The following is an 11,531-nucleotide window of genomic DNA, read 5'->3' on the forward strand; positions in this document are numbered from 1 at the left end:
AAACACTCCGGCTATTTTTCTTTCTGATCAATCGGAATATAGTCAAAGATTTCTCCCGAATGAACCGAGTGGGCTAATCGTCTAAGCCAGTCGTAGTAGGCTTTTGAGCTTTCAAGCTGTTCAATGAGCTGTTTCGCTTCCTCTCTTTCATGTTCCTCCGCCTGATCATCACGAGCTACACCTTGAAGGCGTTCTTGCGCTTCTTCAATCGCTGCTAGATTAACCTCGACCTCTCGTTCCCATTTTTGCGGGAAGAAGTTCATGAAAAACTTAAAAAAGTCTTTCTCAGCAACAAAGCTGTGTTTTCTTCGGCCGCGGTGAAAGGTCTTTTTGACAATATTCATGTCTTGCAGTTTTTTCACACCCGTACTCATACTAGGCTTACTCATTTGCAGCTCTTCACGCATTTCATCCAGCGTCATTTCCTCATTTAAATACATCGTCCCATATAGAATACCCGCACTTCTAGTAATGCCATAGAGATCCATTGTTTCAGCGATGGAATCAATGACGAGATCTTTAGCAGCTAAAATGCGTTCTTCTGCTTGTGGCTGTTCCTGCTTTTTCATCTTGTCCCTGCTTTCTATTAAGTGAATTCAATACGTTCAAAAAAATCTTTATGGACTATATGTTAACGAAAGAATGCAAAATGTCAAAATAAAAGAAGCATATCCCCCTTTGACAGAAAAATTTGAACATGTTAAGTTAATTATGTTCAAAACGTTAAATTTTTATTTAACAAACTTACCAAAGAGAATCAGAGGAGGTTCCTTCTATGAGTCAAACACTATTTATCGATGGACAATGGGTTGGCGCTAAGAGTGGCGACACAAGAGATATCATCAATCCATTTAATCAAGAAGTGATCGCGACAGTCAGTGAAGGATCAAGAAATGACGCGCAGTTAGCCATTAAGGCAGCGAGAAAAACCTTCGATCAAGGTGATTGGGCAAACATGCCTGGACTTGAAAGAGGAAATATTGTGTTTAAAATTGCTGAATTGATTAGGCGAGACCTAGATGAATTAGCCAAATTAGAATCACTTGATACCGGCAAAACATTAGAAGAAAGCAAAGCGGATATGGACGATATTGCGAACGTGTTCCAATATTATGCGGGGCTTGCTGATAAGGATGGCGGGGAAATCATTGCATCGCCTATTCCAAACTCAAAAAGTGAATTAGTCCGAGAACCTGTCGGTGTATGCGGTCAAATTACTCCTTGGAACTATCCATTGCTTCAAGCGAGCTGGAAAATCGCTCCTGCACTTGCAGCTGGAAATACAATCGTACTAAAGCCAAGTGAAATTACACCATTAACCACGATCAAAGTTTTCAAACTTATGGAAGAAGCGGGTGTTCCAGCAGGCGTTGCCAACTTAGTACTTGGACCTGGAGCAACTGTTGGAGATGAGCTGGCTGTCAATGACCAAGTCGATTTAATTTCATTCACAGGCGGTATTGAAACAGGTAAGAAAATCATGCAGGGAGCCAGCGGGAATGTGAAGAAAATCGCCCTTGAGCTCGGCGGGAAAAACCCGAATATCGTCTTTCAAGATGCTGATTTAGACGTAGCGGTTGACCAGGCAATGAATGCTGTGTTTTTCCATGCAGGGCAAGTGTGTTCAGCAGGTTCACGCTTGTTAGTGGAAGAATCTATTCATGATGAATTTTTAGAAGAACTGGTGAAGCGTACGAAAAAAATCAAGCTAGGCAACGGCTTTGATGAAGGAACCCAGAGCGGACCGCTCATCTCAGCTGAGCATCGAGAAAAAGTAGAAAAATACGTCAGCATCGGTTTAGACGAAGGCGCAACATTAGAAACAGGTGGGAAACGACCTGAAGCAGAGGAGCTTCAAAAAGGGTTCTTCTACTTGCCGACGATTTTCTCAGGCTGTACATCAGACATGCGAATTGTACAGGAAGAAGTGTTTGGACCAGTCCTCACTGTCGAATCCTTCCGATCAGAGGAAGAAGTCATCGAGCTGGCAAATGACACGATTTATGGTTTAGCAGGAGCGGTGTGGTCTTCTGATATCGGCAAAGCCGAACGAGTGGCTCGTCAATTAAGATTAGGCACGGTATGGATCAACGACTTCCATCCTTATTTTGCCCAAGCACCGTGGGGCGGGTATAAACAATCAGGTCTTGGACGTGAATTAGGACGTACGGGCCTTGAAGAATATACGGAACTAAAACATTTATATCGAAATACAAAACCAGAAGCGGTTCATTGGTTTAAATAAATATCACTTATCTGGAGGAGATTCTATATGACTTTAAATATGAAAATTGAAAGCATGCAAAAATTCCATACGTTTGAAATTCCGACTGTCATCAAGCATGGCATTGGGGCAGTGAAACATGTTGGGGAAGAAGTGAAAGCATACGGCGTTTCAAAGGTATTGCTTGTCACAGATCCTGGTATTTATCAAGCGGGTGTTGTAGATCCAGTGATTGCTTCATTAAAAGAAGCACAAGTTGATGTGGTTCTATTTAATAAAGTAGAACCAAACCCGCCAGTCCGTTTAGTGAATGAAGGATCTGCGTTATATGAAAAAGAAGGCTGTAATGGTTTAGTTGCAGTAGGCGGCGGAAGCTCAATGGATACAGCGAAGGCTATTGGTGTGGAAGCGACTCATGAAGGATCAGTTCTTGATTACGAAGCGGCTGAGGGGAAAAAACCGCTTGAAAATAGAATCCCTCCGTTAACCACAATTCCGACAACGGCTGGTACAGGTTCAGAGGTCACGCAGTGGGCAGTGATTACTGACGAAGAAAGGGAATTCAAATTCAACACAGGTGGCCCACTCATTGCAGCTCACCTAACAGTGATTGACCCTGAGCTTCATGTATCTATGCCGCCGCATGTGACGGCTATGACGGGTATCGATGCGCTTGCGCACGCGATCGAATGCTATACGATGAAGTTTGCTCAGCCAATTACAGATGCGGTAGCGCTCATGGCCATTGAATATGCTGCTCATTATATTCGCCGTGCCTTTGCTGATGGAGAGGATTTAGAAGCAAGATATGGAATGGCACAAGCTGCGATGCTTGCAGGACTTTCCTATGGAAGTGAATCAGCTGGTGCAGCCCATGCGATGAGTCAAACGCTTGGGGGGATTATTCCTGTCGCACATGGCCAATGTGTAGCGGCAATGATGGGACCTGTCATGGAATATAACTGGAAAGGGTACCCAGAGAAGTTCGCTCGAATTGCGCAAGCATTCGGAATTGATACAAGCAGAATGACAACAGAGGAAGCTGCAAAAGCAGCAGTGAATTGGATGTATGATTTAGTGGAAGACCTAGAAGTTCCTTCATTAGAAGAACAAGGTGTACCAAAAGATATGATCGACCGTTTATCTAAAGAAGCAATGAAAGATCCGCAAACAGTTGGAAACCCAAGAGACCTCAACGAAAAAGCATACAACTGGATTTACGCTCGCTGCTTTGATTTAACACCTAAAACAGTGTAACAATGAAAAAAGGCTCCCAAAAGGGAGTCTTTTTTACATCTTATAGCTGTTCTTTAATTTCTTTAATTTGATGAATATGGCGCTTTTCATGTGCGCCGATAAAATCAAGGTATTGCTTTAATGAAAGTTCTTCAAACACAGGATGTGCAATCACGCGTTTGAAATCTTCCTCTGTAAACGTTGATAAAATTTGATTTAATTTCTCACGAGCTGTATCAAGCTCATCTTTTAAATGTGTAGGTGTCACATGCTTGCGCTCTGGCTCAACAATACTAGGCGCAGTGGCTTTTCTTGAACGATCCTCTGCCATTTCCACCGGCTTTGGCTCATATTCTTTAATCGGTGCTTTTTTCCCCTCGGCAGCTAGATGTTTTGCTGCAACTAGGTCCATCTTCTTTAAATGATCTGCCACCTCTTGAATACTCCAAGTATCATCAGATAATTTTTGATTCAATTGTTCTTCGTTCAAACCTTGCAGCTCTTGCCACAATTCTTGTCTTGCATCATGTAATAAACTCATTTTCATCACCTCAAGATCAAATTTTAACATACTGGTACATGACAATCATTCTTGAGCTATCGTTGAATTCCTTTGAAGAATTGTAAGGAAATTTGAAACCTTTACAAAAGTGGTTCGTATTACCTGTTAGAAGGAATACACTTGGATGTGAGCATGGTCTAAATGAATGAAAGGCTGCTCATTTCATAAAGAAAGGGTGAGGAAGATGGATGTGTTTGGGCTGCCTCTTCAGACGCTGTACTTATACATATTGATGGTATCAGGAATCCTGACGCTTGTTTTCGTCTTTTTTGGCGATGTATTTGATGGATTGTTTGAAGCGATTCCTGTCCCGTTCCTTCAACCAACATTGATCCTCGCATTTCTTACCTTTTTCTCGGCTGGAGGATTTATCTCTGAAAAAACAGCAATTGTAGGAAGTGGACTTGGCGCAGTATTATCTACCATTCTCGCAGTGGTTCTCGTTACTTGTTTAAATGTATTTGTCTTAGTCCCGCTTTCCTCTGCTGAAGAATCCCTTTCATATACGGAGGCCGACCTAAAAGGAAGAACTGGGGAGATCATTGTATCTGTACCAAAAGATGGGTTTGGAGAAGTGCTGTTAATTAGTAACAGCGGGAAAATCTCAAAGCCTGCCGTCAGTTTCGACGAAGAGGAGATTCCATATGGAACCCGGGTGCTGGTCGTCGAAGTGAACAAAGGCGTGTTATCTGTTATACCAAATGAAGAAATCTAGGAGGGAATGCTATGCCAGGAACAACCATATTAATTATTATTGGAATTGTGCTTGTGATTCTCATTGCACTTATTGGTGTATTTGTTTCGAAATACCGGACAGCTGGTCCAGATGAAGCATTAATCGTCACAGGAAGTTACCTCGGAAGTAAAAATGTCCACGTGGATGAAGGTGGAAACAAGATTAAGATTGTAAGAGGTGGAGGTACCTTTGTACTCCCTGTTTTTCAACAAGCAGAGCCGCTCAGCTTACTATCTAGCAAGCTAGATGTTTCAACGCCTGAAGTCTATACTGAACAAGGTGTACCAGTCATGGCCGATGGAACGGCGATCATTAAAATTGGCGGATCAATTGAAGAAATCGCCACTGCGGCAGAGCAGTTTTTAGGGAAAACAAAAGAAGATCGTGAAAATGAAGCAAGAGAAGTACTAGAAGGACACCTTCGCTCCATTTTAGGGTCAATGACAGTTGAAGAGATTTATAAAAACAGAGAGAAATTTTCTCAAGAAGTACAGCGTGTCGCTTCTCAAGATTTAGCGAAAATGGGTCTTGTCATTGTATCGTTTACAATCAAAGATGTCCGTGATAAAAATGGCTATTTAGAATCACTAGGTAAACCTAGAATTGCTCAAGTGAAACGCGATGCAGATATTGCAACAGCAGAAGCAGATAAAGAAACACGTATCAAACGTGCAGAAGCAGATAAAGATGCGAAGAAATCTGAGCTTGAGCGTGCCACTGAAATCGCTGAAGCAGAAAAAATCAACGAGCTGAAAAGAGCAGAATTCAGACGTGAACAAGATACAGCAAAAGCAAGCGCCGACCAAGCGTACGATCTTGAAACAGCTCGTAATCGTCAGCATGTAACTGAACAAGAAATGCAAGTCAAAATCATTGAACGTCAGAAGCAAATTGAATTAGAAGAAAAAGAGATCCAGCGTCGTGAGCGTCAATACGATTCTGAAGTGAAAAAGAAAGCAGATGCGGACCGTTATGCTGTTGAGCAGTCGGCTGCGGCGGAAAAAGCGAAGCGTCTTGCAGAAGCAGATGCGAAGAAATACAGCATTGAAGCAATGGCAAAAGCAGAAGCAGAGAAAGTTCGGATTGACGGGCTTGCCAAAGCGGAAGCCGATCGTGCAAAAGGGGAAACAGAAGCAGAAGTCATTAGGTTGAAAGGACTTGCGGAAGCAGAAGCGAAAGAGAAAATTGCAGAAGCATTCGAACAGTATGGTCAAGCGGCGATTCTTGATATGATTGTAAAAATGCTACCTGAATATGCGAAACAAGTATCTGCTCCACTTTCTAACATTGATAAAATTACAGTTGTTGATACAGGTGGTAACGGGGAAGGCAGCGGCGCCAACAAAGTGACCAGCTATGCGACAAACCTTATGTCCAGTCTTCAAGAAAGTCTGAAAGCTTCTTCTGGAATTGATGTTAAAGAAATTATTGAGAATTTCTCTGGCAAAGGCAATGTGAAACAAAGCATCCAAGAACTGACGAATGAAATCAAACAGCCAAGAAAAAAAGAAATCGCTGATCGTCAAATAGAAGAATAAAAATCAAAAGACACCTTCTGATAGAGGGTGTCTATTTTACTTGGGGCACATGCCGGTCTCTTTTGATAGATGAAGAAAGATTCACAAGAATGCCTGCGGATATCATCATGAACACCAATGAAGACCCGCCGTAGCTAATAAAGGGGAGGGGTATGCCTGTAATGGGGAGAAGCCCGAAGACAGCTCCTAGATTAAAGCCTGCTTGAATCATGATTTGAAAAGTAAGCCCGATCGTTAATAGCTTTCCAAATGGATCTTGTAAACCTTGAACGATTCGAACGGCGCGATACATGATGAGTAGGTAGGCACCCAACACAAACGACAGCCCCATGATTCCCAGCTCTTCACTGATGATGGCCATAATAAAATCTGTATGGGCTTCAGGAAGAAACCCTAGTTTTTGAATGCTTCCGCCTAAACCATTCCCAGTCAGCCCTCCTGAATTCATGGCGAGATAAGAATGGATTAGCTGATAACCATCTCCATCCTCATACATGAAAGGATCACGAAAAGAAGTGATTCGTTTCAAGCGATAAGGAGTGGTCACAGCAAAAAAAGTGATCCCTGCCGCAGCCGTCGAACCTAGTAGAATGAGGTGGCGTGTTTTAAGTCCAGCACATAATAAGACGATACCGCAGCTCAATAAAATAGAAACTGCTGTACCTAAATCTGGCTGTTTTAAAATCAATAAAAAAGCTAGACTTAAAAGAAGAAGTGGAGGCAGTACTCCTTTTTTAAAGGATGTAATGTACGCTTGTTTCCTTGCATATACATAGGCAAAATAGATGATCATCACTAATTTCACAGCCTCAGACGGCTGGATGATCAGAGAGCCCAATTGAATCCATCGCTGTGAATTGTTTTTGACAACACCAATTCCAGGAAGCAGGACAAGGATAAGACATAACAATGACAGCATCACAAGCCACCGAATATATTTACGGTAAGCTTGATATGGAACCAGGGCCGCAGCGATGAAAAAGAAGAACCCAATCAAAAGCCATTGCCACTGTTTCATGAAGAAGTAGCTGCCCTGTCCATATTTTATTTCGCCTAAAGGATAACTCGCACTGTACACCATCAGTAATCCAAAGAAACAAAGACAAACAATCGTCCCAGCAAGAATGTGGTCGATTTTTTTTAGGTGAGAAAGAATCAATGACATCACCTTCAATCCCAGTTACGTCCAAACATGTAGGATGAGGACCTCAGATTGACACTAAACACAAGGCCAATGGCGATCATATTGGTTAAAAGCGCACTGCCCCCATAGCTGATAAAAGGAAGGGCAAGACCAGTCACGGGCATTAGCCCTACTGTCATCCCTACGTTTTGGAAGACTTGAAAGACGATCAGTCCAACCACCCCAGCACATATATACAGCCCATAAAGGGTATTCGCATGCATAGCCACATGAATCATTCGATAGATCATCATAAGATATAAACAGATCAATAGGGAGGCGCCGATAAAACCAAACTCCTCACCAATAACTGCAAATATAAAATCTGTATGGGCTTCAGGGATATTTCCCCCTTGTACTTGATTTCCTTTTGTATAACCGCTTCCTGATAATTGTCCTGACCCAATGCCAAGCATTGCTTGTTTTAGTTGATACCCATATGTCGAATCAAATTCATCTGGGGAAAGCCACCCATAAATGCGATCAAGCTGATGAGGTTTAATCACTTTTGTAAAGTGCTCAAAATGTTCATTGTGCAAGTAGGTCAAAAATGCAAGAAGCGCGAGAAAAGAAGCGATTAATGCAGCGATCATTTTACTTGAAATGCCTGACACAAGCATCAGTGTAAAAGCGATAGACAAGATCACAAGTGCCGTCCCCAAATCTGGCTGAATTAAAATCAGGAAAAAAGGAACAGCGGTCCAGCATATGATGTTCATTGTAGGAATCATGCTTTCTTTAAACGAAAAGCGCTGATGTTTGTATCGATTTAAAATAGCCGCTAACAGAAGAATGACAAAAATTTTCATAAATTCTGATGGTTGCACTTTCATGGGCCCCAAGCTGATCCATCTTTGGGAGCCATTTTGATTCGTGCCAAAAAAATGAACGAGAATGATGAGGAAGAGACCACCTGCAAATAATCGAAAAGATAACCGCTCAAGCAGTTCATAATCAAAGTAAGCAACTGCCGCCATAAGGCCAAAGCCGACGATATACCAGAAAACTTGTCTTTTGACGAAATAAAACATATCTTGCGTTTCATACTGTCCCGATCCGCTATACACAGCTAGTAGGCTGATCACAAAGAAGCAAATGACAGTGAATAATAATGCGAAGTCAATGCTGTTCTGTTTTTTCATGTCTCCGTCACCTGCTATGACCTATTTGTCAGCTGGTTTAATACGACCTGCACCGCTGCAGCGTCATCAATATAGCCGATCGGAAAAATATAATCTGGTATTAAATCAACGGGCATAATGAAGTAAAGTAATGCGCCTCCCATCAACATCAATTCTCGAGAAGTCCCCCGTCCGCTCATGAACGAGCAGTACATGCTTTTCAATTGATCAAGAAATGGCCCAACACCACTTATCGTATCTATCTTTTTTTCAAACTTTGCTGAGATTGTTTCTTTTCCCTCATCTGATTGACTATAGGTTTCATATTCATTTAACTTCTGTTTCAATTCATTCTCGCTGAACGTCCCGTCATAGACATCATGATCTTTCAGCGTTCGCTCAATCTCTTCTACTGCTTGAATGAACGTATTACCGTGAACTCTTTCGTTTTTAATTGAGAATCCGGCCGTGGCCAATAGATGATCTAAAGAAATGTGTAGAGCATCTGAAAGCCGCTGTAAATGGTTCAAAGTCGGTTTTCTTTTTCCGTTCATGATTCTAGACAGTGTCGCTTTATCAATTTCTGTTTGTGTACTGAGTTCTCTTAATGAAAGAGAACGTATTTGCAGTTGTTCTTTTAAAAACTGCCGAAGCTCAGTTGTTTTAAATTCCATCTCTTTCTTCACCCTTTCCATAAAGTTCAACTCTTCAATAGAAGAAGTCGTACCCAATATATAGGGGTGTTGACAAAATGTCAACGAATATCCATTAGGGATTGAATTTTATAAAATAGCAACTTATCATATGAAACATAGAGTAGGAAATGGCTAAAAGGGGTGTGCAGATGAAGGTTAGACATGCAGTACATAATGATATTCCTAAAATTGCCGAAATTCATGTGAAGAGCTGGCAAACGACTTATCACGGCATTATTTCACAAGAGTATTTAGATGCTTTGAATGTAGAGGAGCGGGAAGAGAGCTGGAGAAGCAGGTCGCTTGAAGGCACGTTTGTCGCAGAGGATGCTGACGGAGTATTTGGTTTTGCTTCCTTCGGAAAACAGCGTGATGAGAGATATTCAATATATGATGGTGAGCTTTATGCCATCTATTTGTTGCAGAGAAAACAGAAATCAGGAGCGGGTATGGCTTTGATTGCAAAAGGTGTGGATTATTTAATAGAGAAAGGCTATCAGAATATGCTGCTCTGGGTATTTGAGCAAAATTCAGCTAAGCAATTTTATCAAAAGCTTCAACCCAGTTTTGCCGTCACCAGCCAGTTCGAGATGGCTGGTGAGAAACATGAGGAAATAGGGTATGGATGGGAACTATCTGTCCTAAGTGATCATGTTCAACAAATTATATCGTCAGCTTCCAGTAATAATGAGAGAAAAAAGTAAAAAGGGTGGCGAGTAAAATATAAGATATAAAAGGAGAAGCCTCTACTTTTCCTTTCACACCTGCTATTTTTAATGCCTCATAGAAACTGGCCAAAAAGTAGGCGAGACTGAGGATGTAACAGCACAGCATAATGGAGTAAGGATTCATTGTCGTACCTCCAGCATGAAATCTTCTACTATTAATAGATTCAATAGAGCAGCAAATTATGCATAAAAAAATAACCCGCTGAAACAGCTGGGTTATTTTTGTCGAGGAAAAACCAAACGAGACGCACTAGGGATGAGTAAACAAAGAACAATACTACAAATGATAAATGAAGGAATCATATATGTGCTGTTATAAACTAATGAATACACCCATCCTGGTGTTCCTTTTGGTGCATAATGAGAAAAGAAAACTACACCTGAAATAAAGAACGTCAGCAGTCTGAAGAAACTGGCGACAAATACAGCTAGGATAATATAGAAGAATTGTTTCTTTCGCTTTTTATCCTGAATGGCTTTTTTAATTGATCCTGAGAATAGCCCGCTTAAACAAATCACAACAGATGCGACAAAGTAATCGAGAAATCCTTGTACAGGTGTAGCAATAATAGGATTGTTCATCAGCTGCAGTCCTGCGATTAACACACCGATGATAAATCCAGCAGACACGCCCCATCTAATGGACATGAGGATGACAGGAATCATGATCAGTGCAATTGACCCGCCGTTTGGCATTCTTAAAAAGAGACCTGATAAATAATCTAAAACAAGTGCAAGAGAAGTCATGATGGCGATCTCCATCAGTCGTACTAATTGATTTGATTGCTGCATAAAAAAATCCCCTTTTCACGAATTGTGCAAGGAGAGACCATGTCAGGATGAGTATGTGATTCATAGAAAAACATATCGGCTTGAATACAATGCATGTATGCAAGTGATTCCACATTCCTACTTCAGTATTAACTGACAGGTTCAAAGGGTCAGAACAACGAATTGTTCACTCTCAGCACGAAGCTCCCCCTGCGGTTATTTAATTTCAATCTATTATAAATATACTAAAGACCTACAGGATCAACAATAGTGAATTACTGAGAGAAGCCCTTTTTGTACGAATATATAGAAAGAGATAAGGAAAAATAAATTATTTAGAAAAAATACTTGTTTCTTCTTTTAAAAGGTGTTATATTTGTATTCGCCGCTGAAACAGCGCGGTTGAGAAATAACATTCGAGAAAAAAGTTGTTGACTTCATTTTGATAGAATGTTATATTAATAAAGTCGCTTCTGAGCGATAACGAAGATGATCTTTGAAAACTAAACAAGACAAAACGTACCTGTTAATTCGAGTTTTTATAAAAAAATCCTATGATACATCATAGGTAGTCAGTCAGACTGACGAGGCAGGAAATGATCACATGCTAAGTTCGCTACATCGTGTAGCAACGCATGTGTGATATGCATCCTGCATACCTCGGAGAGTTTGATCCTGGCTCAGGACGAACGCTGGCGGCGTGCCTAATACATGCAAGTCGAGCGGACAGAAGGGAG

The 11,531-nt window shown here is 41.3% G+C and carries 11 protein-coding genes, 1 rRNA gene and 1 riboswitch; of the genes, 6 read left to right on the plus strand and 6 right to left on the minus strand.

Annotated elements, in window-relative coordinates:
* Positions 1-11: 11 nt before the first annotated feature.
* Positions 12-569, minus strand: a complete 558-nt coding sequence (gene cudC, locus ACRRMM_RS13920) for a choline uptake/conversion transcriptional regulator CudC (protein ID WP_017359004.1) — start codon at positions 567-569, stop codon at positions 12-14.
* Positions 570-775: 206 nt separating this feature from the next.
* On the opposite strand from cudC, the gene betB reads away from it, so the two are divergent.
* The gene (gene betB / locus ACRRMM_RS13925; RefSeq protein ID WP_008344052.1) at positions 776-2,245 is read left to right on the plus strand and encodes a betaine-aldehyde dehydrogenase; all 1,470 of its coding nucleotides are present in this window, start codon (positions 776-778) and stop codon (positions 2,243-2,245) included.
* Positions 2,246-2,272: 27 nt separating this feature from the next.
* Positions 2,273-3,481 (plus strand): iron-containing alcohol dehydrogenase, encoded by a 1,209-nt coding sequence (locus ACRRMM_RS13930; protein ID WP_008344050.1) that lies wholly within the window; start codon positions 2,273-2,275, stop codon positions 3,479-3,481.
* Between the two features lie 40 nt (positions 3,482-3,521).
* Here the strand turns inward: ACRRMM_RS13930 and ACRRMM_RS13935 are convergent, their stop codons facing one another.
* The gene (locus ACRRMM_RS13935; protein ID WP_019743389.1) at positions 3,522-4,001 is read right to left on the minus strand and encodes a DinB family protein; all 480 of its coding nucleotides are present in this window, start codon (positions 3,999-4,001) and stop codon (positions 3,522-3,524) included.
* A 205-nt stretch (positions 4,002-4,206) separates the two neighbouring features.
* Here ACRRMM_RS13935 and ACRRMM_RS13940 point away from each other — a divergent pair, with 205 nt between their 5' ends.
* On the plus strand, positions 4,207-4,737 hold the full coding sequence (locus ACRRMM_RS13940) for a hypothetical protein (RefSeq protein ID WP_056702380.1): 531 nt from the start codon (positions 4,207-4,209) through the stop codon (positions 4,735-4,737).
* An 11-nt stretch (positions 4,738-4,748) separates the two neighbouring features.
* Positions 4,749-6,296, plus strand: coding sequence for a flotillin family protein (locus tag ACRRMM_RS13945; RefSeq protein WP_007500611.1), 1,548 nt, complete (start codon positions 4,749-4,751; stop codon positions 6,294-6,296).
* Between the two features lie 31 nt (positions 6,297-6,327).
* On the opposite strand, the gene ftsW is transcribed toward ACRRMM_RS13945, so the two are convergent.
* Genes ftsW through ACRRMM_RS13960 form a run of 3 tightly spaced genes read right to left on the minus strand, consistent with a single transcriptional unit; the run spans position 6,328 to position 9,295 of the window.
* Complete coding sequence (gene ftsW, locus ACRRMM_RS13950; protein ID WP_414834422.1) at positions 6,328-7,461, minus strand: putative lipid II flippase FtsW; 1,134 nt, start codon at positions 7,459-7,461, stop codon at positions 6,328-6,330.
* A gap of 5 nt (positions 7,462-7,466) precedes the next feature.
* Positions 7,467-8,621 (minus strand): rod shape-determining protein RodA, encoded by a 1,155-nt coding sequence (gene rodA / locus ACRRMM_RS13955; RefSeq protein WP_428828572.1) that lies wholly within the window; start codon positions 8,619-8,621, stop codon positions 7,467-7,469.
* A gap of 14 nt (positions 8,622-8,635) precedes the next feature.
* Positions 8,636-9,295, minus strand: coding sequence for a DUF1232 domain-containing protein (locus ACRRMM_RS13960; RefSeq protein ID WP_008344040.1), 660 nt, complete (start codon positions 9,293-9,295; stop codon positions 8,636-8,638).
* A gap of 149 nt (positions 9,296-9,444) precedes the next feature.
* On the opposite strand from ACRRMM_RS13960, the gene ACRRMM_RS13965 reads away from it, so the two are divergent.
* On the plus strand, positions 9,445-9,999 hold the full coding sequence (locus ACRRMM_RS13965; protein ID WP_081114809.1) for a GNAT family N-acetyltransferase: 555 nt from the start codon (positions 9,445-9,447) through the stop codon (positions 9,997-9,999).
* Positions 10,000-10,239: 240 nt separating this feature from the next.
* Here the strand turns inward: ACRRMM_RS13965 and thiT are convergent, their stop codons facing one another.
* On the minus strand, positions 10,240-10,815 hold the full coding sequence (gene thiT, locus ACRRMM_RS13970; RefSeq protein ID WP_007500615.1) for an energy-coupled thiamine transporter ThiT: 576 nt from the start codon (positions 10,813-10,815) through the stop codon (positions 10,240-10,242).
* A gap of 97 nt (positions 10,816-10,912) precedes the next feature.
* A riboswitch (TPP riboswitch) is annotated at positions 10,913-11,015 on the minus strand.
* Positions 11,016-11,451: 436 nt separating this feature from the next.
* Between thiT and ACRRMM_RS13975 the strand changes: the two genes are divergently transcribed.
* A 16S ribosomal RNA gene (locus tag ACRRMM_RS13975) occupies positions 11,452-11,531 on the plus strand; the annotation flags it as partial.

This window comes from Bacillus sp. XT-4 (assembly GCF_050864245.1).
Taxonomy (GTDB): domain Bacteria; phylum Bacillota; class Bacilli; order Bacillales; family Bacillaceae; genus Bacillus; species Bacillus altitudinis.

What these genes read in the sequence shown, in the direction of transcription:
- cudC (WP_017359004.1), bottom strand. Translation starts at nt 569, where the DNA reads ATGAAAAAGCAGGAACAGCCACAAGCAGAAGAACGCATTTTAGCTGCT.
- ACRRMM_RS13965 (WP_081114809.1), top strand. Translation starts at nt 9,445, where the DNA reads ATGAAGGTTAGACATGCAGTACATAATGATATTCCTAAAATTGCCGAA.
- ACRRMM_RS13960 (WP_008344040.1), bottom strand. Translation starts at nt 9,295, where the DNA reads ATGGAAAGGGTGAAGAAAGAGATGGAATTTAAAACAACTGAGCTTCGG.
- betB (WP_008344052.1), top strand. Translation starts at nt 776, where the DNA reads ATGAGTCAAACACTATTTATCGATGGACAATGGGTTGGCGCTAAGAGT.
- rodA (WP_428828572.1), bottom strand. Translation starts at nt 8,621, where the DNA reads ATGAAAAAACAGAACAGCATTGACTTCGCATTATTATTCACTGTCATT.
- ACRRMM_RS13935 (WP_019743389.1), bottom strand. Translation starts at nt 4,001, where the DNA reads ATGAGTTTATTACATGATGCAAGACAAGAATTGTGGCAAGAGCTGCAA.
- ftsW (WP_414834422.1), bottom strand. Translation starts at nt 7,461, where the DNA reads ATGTCATTGATTCTTTCTCACCTAAAAAAAATCGACCACATTCTTGCT.
- ACRRMM_RS13945 (WP_007500611.1), top strand. Translation starts at nt 4,749, where the DNA reads ATGCCAGGAACAACCATATTAATTATTATTGGAATTGTGCTTGTGATT.
- ACRRMM_RS13940 (WP_056702380.1), top strand. Translation starts at nt 4,207, where the DNA reads ATGGATGTGTTTGGGCTGCCTCTTCAGACGCTGTACTTATACATATTG.
- ACRRMM_RS13930 (WP_008344050.1), top strand. Translation starts at nt 2,273, where the DNA reads ATGACTTTAAATATGAAAATTGAAAGCATGCAAAAATTCCATACGTTT.
- thiT (WP_007500615.1), bottom strand. Translation starts at nt 10,815, where the DNA reads ATGCAGCAATCAAATCAATTAGTACGACTGATGGAGATCGCCATCATG.